Source organism: Labrys monachus (assembly GCF_030814655.1).
In the GTDB taxonomy this organism is placed as follows: Bacteria; Pseudomonadota; Alphaproteobacteria; order Rhizobiales; family Labraceae; genus Labrys; species Labrys monacha.
Window position 1 is genome coordinate 3,121,477 of sequence record NZ_JAUSVK010000001.1, and the last position, 17,985, is coordinate 3,139,461.

A 17,985-nucleotide genomic window follows, 5' to 3' on the forward strand; every position below is an offset into this window, starting at 1 on the left:
CCACCATGCCCGATGGCCCCCTCCTCGCCTCCCCGCTCGTGCTGATCGCCGCGGCGATCCTGGGCTATCTCCTCGGCTCGATCCCCTTCGGCCTGGTGCTGACCCGGCTGGCGGGCCTCGGCGACATCCGCGCCATCGGTTCGGGCAATATCGGCACCACCAACGTGCTGCGCACCGGCCGCAAGGACCTGGCGGCGGCGACGCTGGTGCTCGACGCGCTCAAGGGAACGGCTGCCGTGCTCATCGCTGCCCCTTGGGGCGGAGAGGCCGCCATCGTGGCGGGCTTCGCCGCCTTTCTCGGCCATCTCTTCCCCGTCTGGCTCGGGTTCAAGGGCGGCAAGGGCGTGGCGACCTATCTCGGCCTGCTCGGCGCCTTCGCCTGGCCGGTCGCCCTGTTCTTCATGGTGCTCTGGGTCTCGGTCGCCTTCATCACCCGCTATTCCTCGCTCTCGGCCCTCACCGCCAGCCTGCTCAGCCCGATCGCCCTGCTGCTGTTCGGCTATCCGCGCGAAGCCATGCTGTTCGCCGTCCTCTCCGCCATCCTCTGGATCATGCACCGGGCCAATATCGGCCGGCTGCTCGCCGGCACGGAAAGCCGGATCGGGAAGAAGGCGTGACATCGCCGCCGCGCCGCAGCCTGTCGGACGGGGAACGCCTCGACTGGCTGCGGCTGATCCGCTGCGAGGGAATCGGCCCCATCAGCTTCAGGGGTCTCCTCGAACGCCATGGCAGCGCCGCGGCGGTGATCGCAGCTCTGCCGGAAATCTCCCGGCGCAGCGGGCGCTCGCTGCGGCTGCCGGCTGAGAGCGGCCTGAAACGCGAGCTCGACGCGTTGCAGGCGCTCGGCGCCCGGCTGGTCGCCTTCGGCGAGCCCGATTACCCGGCGGCGCTGGAAAGCATCGAATCGGCCCCGCCTTTGCTGGCGATCCATGGCTCTGCCGCCGTGCTGTCGCGCCCGACCGTCGCCATCGTCGGCGCCCGCAACGCCTCCGCGCTGGGCCAGAGCTTTGCCGCAGGGCTCGCCGCCGGCCTTGCCGCCGCAGGCTTCGCCACGGTCTCGGGCCTCGCCCGCGGCATCGACCGCGCCGTGCATGCCGCGACGGCGAAGACCGGCACGGTGGCGGTTGTCGCCGGCGGGCTCGGCCGAATCTATCCGCCGCAGCATGAACAGATGGCGAGGGACCTCGCCGCCGCCGGCTGCGTGGTTTCGGAAATGCCGTTCGACCGTGTCGCGACAGCGCGGGACTTTCCCCGGCGGAACCGCATCGTCTCGGGCCTGTCGCTCGGCGTCGTCATCGTCGAGGCGGCGATGAAGTCCGGCTCGCTGATCACGGCCCGATTCGCGCTCGAGCAGGGACGGGAGGTCATGGCCGCCCCCGGATCGCCGCTCGATCCGCGCAATGACGGCAGCAATCACCTCATTCGCCAGGGCGCGACGCTGATCCGTCACGTGGAGGACGTGCTCGAAGTCCTCTCGCCTCTGGTCGAGCGCGGCGGCTTCCCGCTCGGCGGCCGTGCGGCCCCCCGCCAGGGGCGTCTTGATTTCAATGCATCCGGCGGCGCGGCGGCATGGGGACAGGCGCCTCCGGCCGAAGCGGGCCTCGCCGGCATTGGCGACGAGGACCAGGACCGGCTGATCGCCGTCCTCGGCCCCTCCCCTGTCAGCGTCGACGATCTCGTGCGCGCCTGCGGGCTGGCGCCGCGGCAGGTGCAGCTGATCCTGCTGGATCTCGATCTCGCCGGCCGCATCGAGCGCCACGGCAACGGCATGGTGTCGCTGCTCTGAAGCGCTCGCCAGGCGCGACGAAAACGGCCTCGACCTTATGACGCGGGTGAATTTCCTCCGGCCGAATTGACTTGCCCCCGCCTTTTCCCCATCTTCGCGCCCCGCCCCCGGCAGGCTCGCACCCCTCTCCTCCGACCATCGGCGGAGATGATGCAGCCTGTCCAGCAGCCTTGCCGGACGTCCCGGCCGGGGTCATATGAGAATGGGTTCGATTGTAAATATCGGATTTATCCTTATCTGGCAGCTGTCCGCCACCCCTTGCGGGTTGTGGAAGACCAAGCCCATTTCGCGCCTTGCTCCCTGCCGCGTTCCCTCGGAAACGTGTCGGGCAGCCGGGAATCGTTTCGTTTCCGCGCATTGAACGGCCTGCCCATGCCTGTCGTCATCGTTGAGTCGCCCGCCAAGGCGCAGACGATCAACAAATATCTCGGTCCCGGCTATCAGGTGATCGCTTCCTACGGCCATGTCCGCGATCTGCCGGCCAAGGATGGGTCCGTCGAGCCGGACGCCGATTTCGCCATGATCTGGGAAAACGACGCCAAGGCCTCCAAGCGCCTGTCCGAGATCGCCAAGGCGGTGAGGGCGAGCGACAAGCTGATCCTGGCGACCGACCCCGACCGCGAGGGCGAGGCGATATCCTGGCACGTGCTGGAGATCCTGCGGGAAAAGCGCGCCATCAAGGACATTCCCGTCGAGCGCGTCACCTTCAACGCCATCACCAAGGATGCCGTGCTGAAGGCGATGAAGTCGCCGCGCGACATCGATGAAGGCCTCGTCGATGCCTATCTGGCCCGCCGGGCCCTCGATTATCTCGTCGGCTTCCGCCTGTCGCCGGTGCTGTGGCGCAAATTGCCCGGCGCACGGTCGGCCGGCCGGGTGCAGTCGGTGGCGCTGCGCCTCGTCTGCGACCGGGAACTCGAAATCGAACGCTTCGTGGCCCGGGAATACTGGTCGCTGGTGGCGACGCTGGCGACACCGCGCGGCGACGTGTTCGACGCCCGTCTCGTCGGTGCCGACGGCAAGAAGATCCAGCGGCTCGACGTCGGCACCGAGCAGGAGGCGCTGGCCTTCCGTGCCGCGCTCGACCAGGGGCGCTATGTCGTTACGAGCGTCGAAGCCAAGCCAGCCAAGCGCCATCCCTTCCCGCCCTTCACCACATCGACCCTGCAGCAGGAGGCGAGCCGCAAGTTCGGGATGTCGCCCAATCGCACGATGCAGATCGCCCAGCGTCTCTATGAAGGCGTCGCGGTCAACGGCGAGACGGTCGGCCTCATCACCTATATGCGGACCGACGGGGTCGAAATCGCGCCGGAAGCGATCGCTTCCATCCGCCAGATGATCGGCAACAGCTTCGCGGCGCCCTATCTGCCCGGCGCGCCGCGGCGCTACACGACCAAGGCGAAGAATGCGCAGGAGGCGCATGAGGCGATCCGTCCGACCGATCCGACCCGCGCGCCACAGCAGGTCTCCCGTTTCCTGGAGCCCGAGCAGGCCAAGCTGTACGAGCTCATCTGGAAGCGGACCGTCGCCAGCCAGATGGAGAGCGCCGAACTCGAACGCACCACGGTCGATATCCTCGTCGAGGCGGGCGGCCGCAAGCTCGATCTCCGCGCCAGCGGCCAGGTGGTCAAGTTCGACGGCTTCCTGACGCTCTACAACGAGGACCGCGACGACGACGGCGACGACGATGATTCCAAGCGCCTGCCCGCGATGTCCGCCGGAGAGCCGCTGACCAAGAAGGCGATCGCCGCGACCCAGCATTTCACCGAGCCGCCGCCGCGCTTCTCCGAGGCGACGCTGATCAAGCGCATGGAAGAGCTCGGCATCGGCCGTCCTTCGACCTACGCCGCCACCCTCGCCACCTTGCGCGACCGCGAATACGTCTCCATCGACAAGAAGCGCCTGAAGGCGGAGGACAAGGGGCGGCTGGTCACGGCCTTCCTCGAGAGCTTCTTCGCCCGCTACGTCGAATACGACTTCACGGCCGCCCTCGAAGAGGAACTCGACCGCATCTCCAATCATGAGCTTGATTGGAAGCAGGTGCTGCGCGATTTCTGGCGCGATTTCTCGGCGGCGCTCGAAAACACCAAGGACCTGCGCACCACCCAGGTCCTCGATGCGCTGAACGAGCTTCTCGGCCCTCATATCTTCCCCGACCGGGGCGACGGCTCGAACCCGCGCGTCTGCACCGTCTGCGGCACCGGCACGCTCTCGCTCAAGCTCGGCAAATATGGCGCGTTCATCGGCTGCTCGAACTATCCGGAATGCCGCTATACCCGCCAGCTTTCCGCCGGCACCGAGAATGGCGGCGAAGGCGAGAATGGCGGCGAGGCCGGCACCAAGAAACTGGGCGCCGATCCCGTCTCGGGCCAGGACGTCACGGTGCGCGACGGACGCTTCGGACCGTATGTCCAGCTCGGCGAGGGCGAAAAGCCCAAGCGCGTCAGCCTGCCCAAGGGAATCGGTCCCGGCACCATCGATCTCGAACGGGCGCTCGCCCTGCTCGCTTTGCCCAAGGAAGTTGCCACCCATCCGGACACCGGCAAGCCGATCGTCGTCGGCATCGGCCGCTTCGGGCCCTATGTCCAGCACGAGAAGACTTACGCCAATCTGGAGAAGGACGACGACGTGCTGGCGATCGGTGCCAATCGCGCCGTCGATCTCATCGTCACCAAGGAGACAAAGGGTCCCGGCCGGCGCTTCGGCGCGGCGGCCGCCGCAGGTCGCGTCCTCGGCGACTATCCGGGCGGCGGCGAGGTGCAGGTGAAGCCGGGCCGCTACGGCGCCTATGTCACCAACGGCAAGGTCAACGCCACCCTGCCCAAAGGCATGGAAGCCGATGCGGTGACGCTGGCGCAGGCCATCGAGATGATCGCCGCCAAGGGAGGCGGAGCCAAGGCCGCCGGCGCGAAGGCCCGTACCACCAAGGCGCCCGGTACCAAGACGGCTGCTTCCAAGACGGCCGGAACCAAGACGGCCGCCGCCAAGAGCGCGGCAAAGGACGGCCCGGTGAAGAAGGCGCCCGCGAAAAAGGCGGCAGCGGCTGGAGCCGAGGCGACGGAAACGGCCGCCCCCGCCGCCAAGCGGGTCGCCGGAAAGGCCGCGCCGAAGAAGGCCGGCAAGGCTATCCTCGATTCGGACGACGTGCCTTTCGACGTGGACTGACCGGAAGCGCGAACGTCGGGCGCCTCACCACCGTCCCCTGCTCCGGTTCCAGGCGAAGAGGAGGTCGGCGAAACGGTCATAGGCCAGGCGGGTGACAAGAATGACGCCCGGCGCGCCGAACAGCCGGGCGAGCCAGTTCTGGCCCGGCGTAAGTCGCCAGATCGCCAGCGCGACATCGGCTCCCGCCAGGAGATGGCCCTCTTCGTCGACGGCGTGCAGGCGGCGGCGGACGTCGTCGACGGTCACGCCGTACCGGGCCAGCACGTCCGGCTCCAGATTGATGTCGAGGAAGGCCAGCCGGCCGGCCTTCACCGCCGCCAGCGATCTGCCTTGCTGGTGGCGGATGCCGGCCTCGCAGACGGGGCAGCGCGTATTATACCAGACCGTGAGCTTGGGAAGCATGGGCGATCCGCGGCTGTGAAGCTCGTCGACGACATTCGACACCCCATCTTCGCCGGGAACGCCGTGCTGCAGCGCGGCATAGACATTGACACGATGTCGCACTCTCCCTATATGCCTCCTGTCCGGTTCCATCGAACCGCTGCCGCGACGCTGCCTGTGCCAGCCGGTCGCGATCGATTTCAGACGGTCTGTCCGGGGCACCCCGACATCTGCGGCCTTCCTGCTCCCTTACCGATGACAAGCGTCGCCGGTGCAGGCGCGCAGGCCCGGATCATCCCGACAGACATCCCGCCAGCCCGGCGAACGTCCAGCCAAATGCGGCGTGCCGGCGATTGGCTTCGACAAACACCCTGTGCGTTGGTCTATGATGCCTCATCCAGGCTCCCGACGCCAAAATCGGAATTCCCTCGTGCCCCGCAAACCTAGAAATACCGCAGCATCGGAGCCGTCCCTCCCCAGTCGCGACGACATCGTCGCCTTCATCGCCCGTTCGCGCGGCCGGGTCGGCAAGCGTGAGATCGCCCGTGAATTCGGCCTCAGCGGCGCGGACAAGATCGCACTGAAGCACCTGCTCGACGAATTCGCCGAGGAAGGTGCGGTGCAGCGCACGCGCAAGGGCTTCAACGCCCCCGGCGCTCTGCCCTCCTCCCTCGTCGCCGACATCACCGGCCGCGATCGCGACGGCGAGCTGGTCGCCGTGCCCTCCGACTGGAACGAGGACGCCGGCAAGCCACCGAGCATTCTCGTCGTCGTCCCCAAGCGTTTCGGCGGGGCCGCACCCGGCGTCGGCTCGCGCGTGCTGCTGCGCATGGCCGATGGCGCATCGGACCATCGTCCCACCGGCCGCGTCATCAAGCTGATCGAGCGCCTGCGCCAGCGCATTCTCGGCGTGTTCCGCCGCCTGCCCAACGGCGAGGGCGAGGTCGTCTCGATCGAGAAGCGCAACGCCGACCGCAAGCTGGCGGTCCGCGCCGACGATGCCTCGGGCGTGGAGGACGGAGACCTCGTGTCCATCGAGCCGCTGCGGGGCTCGCGCGGCGGGCCGCCCCTCGCCCGCATCGTCGAGAGGGTCGGCAAGGTCGGCAGCGAAAAGGCGATCAGCATGATCGCCATCCATGCCCACGACATCCCCTATGTCTTCCGCAAGGATACGCTCGAGGAAGCGGAAGCCGCCCGCCCCGCGACGATGTCGGGCCGCGAGGATTGGCGGCGCCTGCCGCTGATCACCATCGATCCCGCCGACGCCAAGGACCACGACGATGCCGTCCATGCCGAGCCGGATGCCGATCCGGCCAATCCAGGCGGCCATGTCCTCACGGTGGCCATCGCCGACGTCGCCGCCTATGTCCGTCCGGATTCGCCCCTCGACCGCGAAGCACTGATCCGCGGCAATTCGGTCTATTTTCCCGATCGCGTCGTGCCCATGCTGCCCGAACGCATTTCGAACGACCTCTGCTCCCTGCGCCCCGACGAGAACCGTCCGGCGCTCGCCGTGCGCATGATCATCGCCGCCGACGGCCGCAAGCTGCGCCACAGCTTCCATCGCGTGATGATGCGGTCGGCGGCCAAGCTCTCCTATGCCCAGGCCCAGCGTGCGGTCAACGGCGACACCGACGAGATCACCGGACCGCTGCTCGAACCGGTGCTTCGCCCGCTCTGGGCCGCCCATGCGGCGCTCAAGCTGGAACGCGGCGAGCGAGGCCCGCTCGATCTCGATCTCCCCGAGCGCAAGATCCTGTTGAAGCCGAGCGGCATGGTGGACCGCGTCCTCGTGCCCGAGCGGCTGGACGCGCACCGCCTGATCGAGGAATTCATGATCCTCGCCAATGTGGCGGCCGCCGAGACCCTCGAGGCGAAGAAGACCCCGCTGGTCTATCGCGTGCATGACGAGCCCTCGATGGAGAAGGTCATCGCGCTGCGGGAGTTCCTTCGCACGCTCGACATCCCGCTTTCCAAGCAGGGCGCCATGCGGGCATCCCAGTTCAATGCCGTCCTGCAGCAGGTCGAGGGGACCGACAATGCCCATCTCGTCAACGACGTCGTGCTGCGCTCGCAGAGCCAGGCGGAATATTCGGCCGACAATATCGGCCATTTCGGCCTCAATCTGCGGCGCTATGCGCATTTCACCTCACCCATCCGCCGCTATTCGGACCTGATCGTGCATCGGGCGCTGATCCGTGCCCTCCATCTCGGCGACGACGGGCTGCCGGCCGACATGACGCCGGCCGCCCTCAACGAGGTCGCCGCACGGATCTCGGCCTGCGAACGCCGCGCCATGACGGCGGAACGGGAGACCATCGACCGGCTGATCGCGCATTTCCTCGCCGACAAGGTGGGCGAGATCTTCCAGGGGCGCGTCTCCGGCGTCATCAAATCCGGCCTGTTCGTCAAGCTCCTCGAAACAGGCGCAGACGGCTACGTACCGGCCGCGACGATCGGTCACGATTATTATCGCTTCGAGGAAGAGGCACATCAACTCGTCGGTGCGGCGACGGGCGAATCCTTCCAACTCGGCGACACGGTGTCGGTGAAGCTGGTCGAAGCCGCCCCCTTCGCCGGCGCCCTGCGTTTCGAGATCGTCTCGGACGGAGGCCGCCAGCGCCCGCCGGGCCGCCGGACAGGCATGGTCAAGCGCCCGCGCATCACGGACCGCAAGGGCAGCGGCGCCCGGCGCAAGGCCAGGAGCCAATGGAGCAAGGGATGAGAATGGCGGCGATGATCGAATATTCCCCAGGCCAGCGCGACGTCGCCCTCGCCATGCGGCGCGGCCTCACGCTGCGCTGCCCGAACTGTGGCAAGGGCCACCTGTTTTCATCCTATCTGAAGGTCGTCGACCGTTGCGAGGCGTGCGGCGAAGAGCTCTTCCATCACCAGGCCGACGACGCGCCTCCCTACTTCACCATGCTGATCGTCGGGCACGTCATCGTGGCCGGCGTGCTCAGCCTCGAAATAGGCTGGCATCCGCCCATCTGGCTTCACATGCTGATCTGGCTGCCGCTGACCGTGATCCTCTCCCTGGCGTTGCTGCCGGTGATCAAGGGCAGCATCGTTGGCCTGCAATGGGCCAATCGCATGCACGGGTTTGCATCGGATCATGATCCCGATGCCATATCGCATTACTGAATCATGAGCCTCGTGCCGCCCGAACGAACCCGGGCCGCCTCGCCCCGCGATGCCGCCTCCCTCATTCTCGTCGACCGCAGCGGTCGTGTGCCGAAAGTATTGATGGGGCGCCGGCATCACGGCCACGTCTTCATGCCCGGCTTCATGGTGTTTCCGGGCGGCCGCGTCGAGGCCGCCGACCGCTCGATGCGCGTCTACGGCTCCCTCGCCCCTCATACCGAACGCAATCTCCTCGCCCGTGTCAGCCGGCCTTCGCCGGGCAAGGCACGGGCCCTCGCACTGTGCGCCATCCGGGAAACATTCGAGGAGACCGGCCTTCTGCTGGGGGAAACGGGGCTCGGCGCGCCTCCGGCGACCAGCGCCCCTTGGCGGGCCTTTGCCGCCCGGGAGGTCTACCCCGCGCCGGAAGCCCTGCATTTCGTGGCGAGGGCCATCACGCCGCCCCGTCACCCGCGGCGGTTCGACACGCGCTTCTTCGTGGCGGATGCCGCGAATATTGCCGGCCGCACCGACGGCGTGATAGGCCCTGACACCGAGCTGGTGGAACTGAAATGGCTGGGCTTTGACGAAACGCAGGACGAGAATCTCGCGGACATCACGCGCAAAATCCTCTCCGAAGTCGTGCGGCGGCTGGCGGAGGGGCTCGAACGAGACCTGCCCGTACCGCTCTTCCATGAACGGCGCGGCACCTGGCGGCGCGATGAAATCTGATGTCCGATAGCCGGGCGTCCCTGCTCGGGGAGCGGAAACCCGGACGGACGCAGGTCGTGACCATCGCGGCGGCGATCACCTGCATTTCAGTCGCGGGCATCGGTCTGTCGCTGGTGACGCCGCTGATGTCCCTGCTGCTTTCGGCACGGGGTATCAGCGCCACGACGATCGGCATCATCATGGCCGCCGGCAGTCTGGCCGGCATCGCTGTCAGCCCGTTCGTGCCGCGGCTGGCCGTGCTGTTCGGCCTGCGCAATTTCGTCCTGCTCAATCTGGCGCTCGCCACGGTGGTGCTGTGCCTGTTTCCGCTGCTTCAATCACTCGCGGCCTGGTTCGTGCTGCGCTTCCTGTTCAGCATCGCGGTCGGCAGCCTGTTCGTGCTGTCGGAATATTGGATCAATGCGGCAGCGCCGAGCGCCAGGCGAGGCCTGGTCATGGGCATCTATGCCACGGCACTCTCGATCGGCTTTGCCGTCGGCCCGGGACTGCTCATCGTCGCCGGCGGCGCGACATCGGTGCTGTTCGTCGTCGGCGCGGCCTTCTTCGTCGTCGCAGCCATACCGATTCTCTTCGCCGGGAGGGCTGTGCCGGCGCTGGAGGGCAAATCCACCTTGTCGGTCTGGCGCTTCGTGCTGGTCGCCCCGGTGGCGACCGCTGCAGCCTTCGTCTATGGCGCCATCGAGCAAGGCAGCTTCTCCTTTCTGACCCTGTACGGCGAGGCGATCCGATTGAGCCAGAACGACTCGGCCTGGCTCCTCACGCTGTTCGGCCTCGGCAACGTCATTTCCCAGGTCCCGCTCGGGCTGCTGTCCGACCGGTACAGCCGTCCCCTGCTGTTGCTGGCCTGCGCGCTGGTCTCGACGGCCGGCGCCTTGCTGATGCCGCTCTTTGCCGAGGACCTGCCTTTGTTGATGGCCGTGATCTTCGTGACCGGCGGAATGGCCGGCGGCCTCTACACCGTCGGCCTCTCCCATCTCGGCGCCCATTTCTCCGGGAGGGCCCTGGCGACCGCCAACGCCGCCTTCATCATGCTGTATGGGCTGGGCATGACGGCAGGCGCGCCGGTGCTCGGCATCGTGGTCGATACTGTCCGTCCGCACGGGTTTGCCTTCGGCCTCGCCTTCATCTGCGGCGCCTATGCGCTCCTGGTGCTTTCCCGCCTTGGAACGCGTGCAAGTTAGGGCGTCCAGCCGCTTTCCGATTGACTTCAGCGCGCCCGTGAGTAGTGTGCGGCCAGATTCAAGCGGGCCGCGCCGTTGCGTGGCTTGGCCGCCTCCATTTTCTTTGGCCGGCGGCATTGTTCGGAGCATCACCATGGCCAAGGCCGCAACCATCAAGATCAAGCTGATTTCGACGGCTGACACGGGTTATTTCTACGTCACGAAGAAGAACACCCGTACGAAGACCGAGAAACTCTCGATGAAGAAATACGATCCCGTCGCGCGCAAGCACGTCGAGTTCAAGGAAACCAAGATCAAGTAGTTCCGGTTGCCGGAACGATATGAGAGGGCGCCTTGCGGCGCCCTTTATTTTTGACGTGGCTGAGCAAATTGCGATTCCATCGAATCGCAATTCTTCTCTGGCTTATTGTTTCGACGCATTTTCATAATCGAAAAGTCGATCAGCTTTTCCGGAAAATGCTCTCGTGCCCATGCCGGCCGATCGGCATTCGGAGCGGCGCGCCGGTCAGACGCCTTTCAGCTTGGTTTGGAAGAAGCTCAGGACAAGGGCGAGCAGGCCATGCGATTCGGTGCGCCGCGTAGCGGGCACCGGCATGCTCCCGGAAGCGGTGCCGGTCGGATTCGGCTGCTGCATATCGGGCTGTTTGGGGTGCGGCGCCCTCCCGCCCGGCCTCGCCACCCGCAGGTCGTGAGCCCTGCGGATGGAGGCTGCTCGCCGCAGGAGAACCCGTGCAGAGGCCTCCGGCCGGTCGTCGTCATAGGCGGTCCGCCGCTCCTGCGTCTTCACGCTGTTCCAGGCCTTGGTGACCCTGACGGCGAGTACGGCCCGGGTCTCCTCCGGCTGGGTATCAGGGTGCAGCCATTTGAGCAGCATGACCATATGCCACCGCAATTTCTCCCGCGAGGCATCGGGCGTAGCGCCGAGGCAGCGATAGCTGTCCGCGTTCGGAGCGAACAGGATCTGCTCGATGAAGAATTCGGACGCCGCGATGACGAAATCGGTGGAGCGCTGGGAGAGGAGCGCGGCCTCCTCGATAGCCTGCTCGTCGCCCGAGACCACCCGCAGCAGAAAGGAAATGTCGTCCGGCAGGTCGCGACTTCTGCTGTGCTTGACGCGTGTGGGCTCGCGGAAGAGGGCGATGGCCGATTGGAGGGCGGTCGGCACTGTCATGACGGGATCTTCGGGGTGGCGGGCTGGCTCTCGATGCGGGTGTTTTCGGCTTCGTCCGGGCCGAGGCCATATCCGTAGCCGTAACCATAGCCGTATCCATAGCCATAGGCATAGCTCTCATGGCGGGAATCGTAGCGGGTGAGGACGGCGCCGATGATGGTGCTGCGGGCGAATTGGAGGCGCTTGAGGCCGCTGCGGACCGCGTGCTTGGAGGTATGGCCGGCGCGCACGATGAACACGGTGGCGGCCACGGCGTTGGACAGCAATTGGGCGTCGGCCAGGCCCATGATCGGCGGGCCGTCGAGGACGACGAGGTCGAAGATCTCGTCGCTGGCGGTCAGCAGCGACAGGAGGCGCGGCGAGGCCAGGAGGTCGGCGGCGTTGGGCGGCAGCGGCCCGGAGGCCATGAACACGAGATTGTCGATCTTGGTCTTCTGCAGCGAGGCGGGCAGCGTGGTGGCGCCGGTCAGGTAGTTGGTCAGCCCCTTGAGGTTGCTCAGCCCGATCTTGGTGTGCAGCGAGGGCTTGCGCAGGTCGCCGTCGATCAGCAGCACGCGCAGCCCCATCGCGGCGAAGTGGCGCGACACCGTCAGCGCCGAGGTCGACTTGCCCTCCGCCGGCTGCGCGCTGGTGAACAGCAGCGATTTCGGCAGGCCGTTGTCGGTGGCAAAATGCAGCGAGGTGCACAGCGTCCGGTATCCCTCGGACAATTCCGAGCGCCCGTCCGCCAGTTCGTCTTCCAGGACCCGTCCGGTGCCCAGGCGCGGGATCACCCCGAGCGTGGCGATGCCGGTCAGGCGCTCCATCTCCTCCAGCGTGGTGACGGTGTTGTCGAGCCGCTCCAGGAGGATGGCGGCGCCGAGCCCGGCCACCAGGCCGAGCGCCAGCGAGAACAGGATGTCCTTGGTCACCTGCGGCGAGGACGGGCTGCCCGGCACTTCCGCCCGGTCGACGATGAACACGTTGTTGGCGCCGATGCCGCCGGCGACGTCGACTTCCTTGTAGCGCTGCAGCAGCCCGTCATAGAGGGCGCGGTTGCTGTCCGCCTCGCGCTTGAGGATGTTGTACTGGATCGAGCGCTTCTGCAGGTCGAGCACCTGCCCCCGCAGGATGTCGATCTGCCGCTTCATCTCCCCCTCCTGGCTCAGCGATGCCTCGTAGGCGCCCTTGAGCGAGGACTTGATCGTGGTGATCTGGGCGGCGAGCTGGCGGTCGACTTCCTTGATCTGGTTGTTGATCTGCACCATCGCCGGATAGCTCGGCTTGAAGGTGGCGATCTTGTCCTGGTAGTCGGTCACCAGGCCGTTGCGCTTGTCGCGCAGGGTCTGGATCGTGCTGTCGCCGAGGAATTGCGGCAGGGTGGCGGCGTCGACCGACTGGGCCTGCTTGTAGATCTGCTCGTTGTGGATGCGGTCGGAGACCAGCCTGGTCAGGGCGTCGTTGGCGGCCGCCAGATTGCTCTCGGCGATCGAGGACTTGTCGGCCGTGTTGATGATCTGCTCCTTCTGGCCGAAGTCGAGCAGCACCTTCTCCGATTCCTGCAGGCGGGCCTGGGCCTGCTGCAGCTGGTCTTCCAGGAAGGTCTTGGCATAGGCATTGGCCTGGAAGCGCTTGTCGAGATTGGCGGCGATGAAGCCGTTGGCGAGCCCCATGGCGATCGACTGCGCCCGGGCGGGTTGCGGATCGGTATAGGTGATGTCGACCATGCGCGAGCCGGTCACCGGCACCACCTTGCGGTTGCCCAGGATGCGCGAGGCCGCTGCCCGGTCGAGCACGCGCCGGTTGACCACCGTCTCGGGGGCGGCCACCGCGCCGGCGCCGGCGAACAGGCGCCCGATCATCGCCATCATCGAGAAGCCGTTCGTCTGCAGGAAGTCCGTATCGTCGGCCAGCTTCAGCGCCGCCGCCGTGCGCTCGGCGATGCTGCGGCTCTCGAGCAGGACATATTGGGTGCGCAGGAACTCGTTGTCGCCCGCCTCCACCGGCGTGATGCTGCCGCTGTCCAGGATCCGGGCGACGTTGCGGTCGATCTGCAGCCGCACGGTCGCGGTATAGAGCGGCGTCGTCATCAGCGTGCGGACCGCCCCGATGGCGGTGAAGCCCAGGACGACGCACAGGATCACCCATTTGTACTTGCGCAGGATGCGCAGATAGTCGTGCACGGTGACGAAGAAGGATTCGGTGCCGCTCGGCGCCGCATTCGCATAGCCGCCCTGTCCGTAGCCCCGCGAGGCCGGCAGGCCGGAGGCCGCGATCAGCTGGCGCGCCGCATCTCCCTCCAGGAGCCTGTCGTCGGCGGCGCTCACGCGGCCGGCTCCGCGGCGCGAGGAAAGAACGCCCCAGCCCGGCACGCGGCCTCGGCGGACCGATCCGCCGCCACCGGCTCCCTCGGAAGCTCCTTCATGCGATATGTCATTCTTCCCGGCACCCAACCCGTCATCTAGAAACTCTTAAATGTGGTGGCTGCCGGCAGGGCCTTGAGGAAGAGCGAGAACGCCGTCTTCGTCTGCGAAGCGTCGGCGACGATCACGTCCCCCGCCTGTATCGCCGGATCGGCCGCCTTGCCGTCCCGGATGGCGTCGATGTCGAAGCGTGCCACCGAGCGCCGGCCGCCTTCCTGACGGAACACCAGCACCGTGTCCGAGGCCGTGTCCGTGTTCGGGCCGCCCGCCTGCGCGATGAACTGCAGCAGCGAGGTCTTGCCCCGCAGCGGATAGATGCCCGGGCTCTTCACCGCGCCCTCGACCGTCACGCGCTGGCTGTTGTATTCGCGCACGAACACCGACACCTGCGGCGATTGCAGATAGCGTGCCCCGAGGCGCTGGGCGAGGTCGCGCTCCATGTCCTGGGGCGTCTTGCCGGTGGTCGGCACGGTGCCGACGAGCGGCAGGTTGACGGTGCCGTTGTCGGCGACCTGCACGCTGCGCGTCAGTTCCGGCACCTGGAACACCGAGATGTCGAGCACGTCGAGCGGGCCGATCTTGTAGGCGGTGTTGCCTGGGGTCGAGGCCGACACGAAGGTCGCCGCCGCGCTGGACAGCGCCGCCTCGTCCACCGGCGCCGCAGCGCCGGTCGCCAGGCCGCCTTCGGTCCCGGTGCCGGAAGAGCCGGCGCACCCCGTCAAAGAAAGACCGCAAACCAGCGCCAGCATTCCCGCCCGCACCGGACCGCGCGTCGGACACCGGGCGAGGCCTCGGTGGGCGCGGCGGGGGACTGGCCAGCTTCTCATTCGACAACTCTGCGTTCACACCAGCGACACAAGGATCCGGCATGCTGGGCGGCACGTCATTCGCGAGAATGCACAGAGGCTTGGCGACGACCATATGGGTCCCTTCACCATCGCCCACCCGCCTGGCCGCAGCCTCTCCACCTTGTAACAGGTCGGGCGGGCATCGTCCAGCATCCTGGGCGCCCGAGGACCCGACGGACAGCCGCTGCCGGTCAATCTACCGAATGCCGCCTGCGCCGCGGTCGGGCGCATAGGCATACCCTTCGGCTCTCTCCACGCAGTAACGATAGCGTATCCTCAACGAGCAGAACACCCGGATACCAGGGTATGGTCCGGAACAGCCAGTAATAAATCATTGACGCGGATTTAAGCTCTCCGATTTGCTGAACGGGTGGGTTGCGCTAACGGATCAAAGAGAGTTATAGATCATAAATATGTGATATTTATCGGAGACGTCAGCGAAAGGCCACCAACATGTTCCCAAGAATCGCGTTGGCATTGATACCCATCCTGTTTGCGGGTGTTGCGTCTGCCCAAAGCATTGGCAGTATGAAGGGAGATGTACTCGTCAACCATGGCAATGGGTTCATCCTCATGGCTGCCGCCGGCCCGCTCGCCATCGGCGATACTGTCATGGCCCGCCCCGGCGCCCGCGCCGTCCTTCGCTATGCCGATGGCTGCAAGGTCGACATCATCCCCGGCACGGTCCTTACCGTCGAGAACGTCTCGCCCTGCGCCTTCCTGGACACGACAGGATCCACCAGCGACGCGACCGGCCAGACGACCAATTCCAACACCACCCCTGGCGACTCCACCTTCCCGGTCGATGCCCTGGTCGCGGCGGGCCTCGGCGGCGCCATTGCCGGCGGTGTCATCGGAACCACTCTCTCTTCGGAGGACAATTCCGCCAGCCCTTGACGGCTTCACCCAGCCGAACGTCCTCGCAAGCCGCCGCATCCGTACCGCGCTTTTCGCATGAGTCGCTCGCGGGAGGCGCGCCGCTCACTATCGACGCCATCGCCTGCAATCCCCGCATCGCCCGATCCATCCCGGCCGTCGGAGCCGACTACCTGCTTGCCGTCAAAGGCAACCAGCCGACATTGCAGACCGCCTTCGAAGCCGCCGACGCCGGCCAAGCCGACATCGACGTCGACAAGGGCCATGGCCGCATCGAAACCCGCGCCATCTCGGTCCTGCATCAGGTCGACCGGCTCGACGGCGACCGGCGCTTCCCCAGCGAAGCCCGCTTCCTCGACGCACGCGCCGTCATCAGGTGGATGCGCTGACCGAATTGAAGGATCGCTTCCGGTACCACGTCCGCTATTCTATTACCTCAGTTACCTCAGTGCGTTCTCCGCCGCCGCCCTCGCAAAGACCATCCGCGGCCATTGGAGTATCGGGAACACGCCGCATCGGACCCTCGACGTGATCGTCCAGGAAGAGTTCTCGCGCGTGCGCACAGGGGATGGCCTCAGAACATGGTCATCCTGAGTAAATTCGCCTTCGACATGCTCCGCGCCACCACCAGCATCAGCGCCCTGCCCAACCTTCCCCCTCAACCCTGCCGGCGGCCGACCAAGCCGCCCCGACCCAAGTCCCCCAAGCTGAGAAGAAAATTCGCCAGCTGGGACGTCAACAGGCTCGCCGAAGCCCTCATCGGCCAAGAAAGCTAAAGCAAAATGCGTTCAAGCAGAAACGGATCACCGCTTCAACGCTTTGGTCTTGAAAGCATTTTGCGATTCTCGTGATTCGATCCGAAGATGGAACGCCCTAACCTAAATCAGTCAGATTCCGACCCCTGGCGGCGCGAGGCTAGACGATGCCCGCTTGATTCATCTCGCGATGCCCTCCGATTCGGTGTTTCGTTGGCCATGGTGCTCCATCTTTTTGTCGAAACATACCATCTTCAAGATGGCGGCCATGCCTAGGCATCGCCAAATCCCGGTATCTCGGAAGTAATAAATCGTAATTTTGCGCTTATCCCGGCGATTAGCCGGCCGACAGGTTGCGCCAGACACCAAAATCGGCATATAGATTATGTATATAATAATCATATAGTGCACATGTGGAAGCGAGCTGCGAAAGGCCGTCGAAATGTTCACGAGAGCTATGTTTGCATTAGTACCGCTGTTGTTCGCAGGCGCAGCATCCGCCCAGAGCGTCAACAACATGAAGGGCAACGTGCTGGTGAATCACGGCAACGGTTTTGTCCTCATGGCTGCTGACGGACCCGTCGCTGTGGGCGATACAGTCATGGCCCGGCCGCACGGCCGGGCTACGCTGACTTATGTGGACGGCTGTAAGGTCGACATCATTCCCGGTACCGTAACCACCGTCGAGAGCGTCTCGCCTTGTGCCTTCGGTCAGGCTGCAAATCCCGACTCAACGGGGCAGGCCTCCGGTCTCGAGGCCGGGTCGTCGGGCCTTCCAGCCGATGCTCTCATTGCCGCTGGCCTCGGTGTCGGTATCACCGGGGGCTTCATTGCAACCGATCTGACTTCTCAGGAAAACCCCGCGAGTCCCTGAAGCGACCAAAGAGCGGAAATTCCTTCTCTTGTCGTACCGCGAACGAATCGTCGAACTCTCCTCTGCGGACAGTGGTTTCGATATTTTGCAAAAAACGCTTCCAGAAGCTCTTTCCGATAAGTCGATAGACTTCTCGGCCAGGAAAATTCCACCAGAGCAATAATCTGTCGTAAAGCCAGTGCCTGGATGTTGCCTGAATTGCCCCCGGCATCGAGACTAGGTAGGATGGTGGGCGCGAGCACCGACGGGTGGAAGGCGGTCACGCCTCGCCGAGGAAGCTGCGCACGGTCTCGAGGAATTTCGCCACCGATATCGGCTTGGACAGATAGGCCTCGCACCCGCCCTGCCGGATACGCTCCTCGTCCCCCTTCATGGCGAAGGCCGTGATCGCCACGACGGGAATCGACTTCAGCTCGTCGTCGTCCTTCAGCCAGCGCGTCACTTCGAGCCCGGACACTTCGGGCAACTGGATATCCATCAGGATCAGGTCCGGCCGATGCTCGCGTGCCAAATTCATCACGTTGATGCCGCTGCGCGTCTCGACGATGTCGTAGCCATGCGCCTCCAACAGGTCGTGGAAGAGCTTCATATTGAGCTCGTTGTCCTCCACGATCAGGACCTTCTTCGCCATGGTACCTCTTGCCTGCGGCATTGCCTGGAAAACAATTAAGTTGCAGCATCCGAGTTCTTG

At 65.7% G+C, this 17,985-nt stretch carries 17 protein-coding genes; 12 read left to right on the forward strand and 5 right to left on the reverse strand.

The features are described 5' to 3' along the window. Nucleotides 1–5: 5 nt before the first annotated feature. The 3 genes from plsY (at nt 6) to topA (ending at nt 4,951) form a co-directional block, all read left to right on the forward strand. Entirely contained in the window at nt 6–617 is a 612-nt protein-coding gene (plsY, locus tag J3R73_RS14115; RefSeq protein WP_307427817.1) for a glycerol-3-phosphate 1-O-acyltransferase PlsY, read from the forward strand. Next, the gene (dprA, locus tag J3R73_RS14120; RefSeq protein WP_307427819.1) at nt 614–1,786 is read left to right on the forward strand and encodes a DNA-processing protein DprA; all 1,173 of its coding nucleotides are present in this window, start codon (nt 614–616) and stop codon (nt 1,784–1,786) included. Before plsY ends, dprA begins: the two co-directional genes overlap by 4 nt. Before the next feature lie 372 nt (nt 1,787–2,158). Next, a complete protein-coding gene (gene topA, locus J3R73_RS14125) occupies nt 2,159–4,951 on the forward strand; it encodes a type I DNA topoisomerase (RefSeq protein ID WP_307427821.1) in 2,793 nt (930 codons plus the stop codon). 24 nt (nt 4,952–4,975) lie between these two features. Here topA and J3R73_RS14130 read toward each other — a convergent pair whose 3' ends face one another. Next, nucleotides 4,976–5,353 carry a thiol-disulfide oxidoreductase DCC family protein gene (locus tag J3R73_RS14130; RefSeq protein WP_307437341.1) on the reverse strand — a complete coding sequence of 126 codons (378 nt, stop codon included), beginning with the start codon at nt 5,351–5,353 and terminating at the stop codon, nt 4,976–4,978. 367 nt (nt 5,354–5,720) lie between these two features. On the opposite strand from J3R73_RS14130, the gene rnr reads away from it, so the two are divergent. The 5 genes from rnr to rpmG all read left to right on the forward strand — a co-directional run bounded on the left by rnr (nt 5,721) and on the right by rpmG (nt 10,669). Continuing rightward, nucleotides 5,721–8,057, forward strand: a complete 2,337-nt coding sequence (gene rnr, locus J3R73_RS14135; protein WP_370880084.1) for a ribonuclease R — start codon at nt 5,721–5,723, stop codon at nt 8,055–8,057. 2 nt (nt 8,058–8,059) lie between these two features. Then, nucleotides 8,060–8,476, forward strand: a complete 417-nt coding sequence (locus J3R73_RS14140; protein ID WP_307427825.1) for a DUF983 domain-containing protein — start codon at nt 8,060–8,062, stop codon at nt 8,474–8,476. Between the two features lie 3 nt (nt 8,477–8,479). Further along, on the forward strand, nt 8,480–9,187 hold the full coding sequence (locus tag J3R73_RS14145; protein WP_307427827.1) for an NUDIX hydrolase: 708 nt from the start codon (nt 8,480–8,482) through the stop codon (nt 9,185–9,187). Continuing rightward, on the forward strand, nt 9,187–10,368 hold the full coding sequence (locus J3R73_RS14150) for an MFS transporter (protein ID WP_307427829.1): 1,182 nt from the start codon (nt 9,187–9,189) through the stop codon (nt 10,366–10,368). The genes J3R73_RS14145 and J3R73_RS14150 overlap by 1 nt, the downstream gene beginning before the upstream one ends. 133 nt (nt 10,369–10,501) lie before the next feature. After that, nucleotides 10,502–10,669 carry a 50S ribosomal protein L33 gene (gene rpmG, locus J3R73_RS14155; RefSeq protein ID WP_307427831.1) on the forward strand — a complete coding sequence of 56 codons (168 nt, stop codon included), beginning with the start codon at nt 10,502–10,504 and terminating at the stop codon, nt 10,667–10,669. 204 nt (nt 10,670–10,873) lie between these two features. Here the strand turns inward: rpmG and J3R73_RS14160 are convergent, their stop codons facing one another. The 3 genes from J3R73_RS14160 to J3R73_RS14170 all read right to left on the reverse strand — a co-directional run bounded on the left by J3R73_RS14160 (nt 10,874) and on the right by J3R73_RS14170 (nt 14,690). Further along, nucleotides 10,874–11,539 carry a hypothetical protein gene (locus J3R73_RS14160; protein WP_307427833.1) on the reverse strand — a complete coding sequence of 222 codons (666 nt, stop codon included), beginning with the start codon at nt 11,537–11,539 and terminating at the stop codon, nt 10,874–10,876. Continuing rightward, a complete protein-coding gene (locus J3R73_RS14165; RefSeq protein ID WP_307427835.1) occupies nt 11,536–13,845 on the reverse strand; it encodes a GumC family protein in 2,310 nt (769 codons plus the stop codon). The genes J3R73_RS14160 and J3R73_RS14165 overlap by 4 nt, the downstream gene beginning before the upstream one ends. 134 nt (nt 13,846–13,979) lie before the next feature. Further along, nucleotides 13,980–14,690: a polysaccharide biosynthesis/export family protein gene (locus J3R73_RS14170; RefSeq protein WP_307427837.1), complete on the reverse strand. Its 711-nt coding sequence runs from the start codon at nt 14,688–14,690 to the stop codon at nt 13,980–13,982. Between the two features lie 627 nt (nt 14,691–15,317). Here J3R73_RS14170 and J3R73_RS14175 point away from each other — a divergent pair. The 4 genes from J3R73_RS14175 to J3R73_RS14190 all read left to right on the forward strand — a co-directional run bounded on the left by J3R73_RS14175 (nt 15,318) and on the right by J3R73_RS14190 (nt 17,294). After that, nucleotides 15,318–15,686 (forward strand): hypothetical protein, encoded by a 369-nt coding sequence (locus J3R73_RS14175; protein WP_307427839.1) that lies wholly within the window; start codon nt 15,318–15,320, stop codon nt 15,684–15,686. Further along, nucleotides 15,683–16,054: a hypothetical protein gene (locus J3R73_RS14180; RefSeq protein ID WP_307427841.1), complete on the forward strand. Its 372-nt coding sequence runs from the start codon at nt 15,683–15,685 to the stop codon at nt 16,052–16,054. The genes J3R73_RS14175 and J3R73_RS14180 overlap by 4 nt, the downstream gene beginning before the upstream one ends. Nucleotides 16,055–16,246: 192 nt before the next feature. Further along, the gene (locus tag J3R73_RS14185; RefSeq protein ID WP_307427843.1) at nt 16,247–16,441 is read left to right on the forward strand and encodes a hypothetical protein; all 195 of its coding nucleotides are present in this window, start codon (nt 16,247–16,249) and stop codon (nt 16,439–16,441) included. Nucleotides 16,442–16,877: 436 nt separating this feature from the next. Continuing rightward, on the forward strand, nt 16,878–17,294 hold the full coding sequence (locus tag J3R73_RS14190; RefSeq protein ID WP_307427845.1) for a hypothetical protein: 417 nt from the start codon (nt 16,878–16,880) through the stop codon (nt 17,292–17,294). Between the two features lie 259 nt (nt 17,295–17,553). Here the strand turns inward: J3R73_RS14190 and J3R73_RS14195 are convergent, their stop codons facing one another. Beyond that, on the reverse strand, nt 17,554–17,925 hold the full coding sequence (locus J3R73_RS14195; RefSeq protein WP_307427847.1) for a response regulator: 372 nt from the start codon (nt 17,923–17,925) through the stop codon (nt 17,554–17,556). Nucleotides 17,926–17,985: the final 60 nt, after the last annotated feature.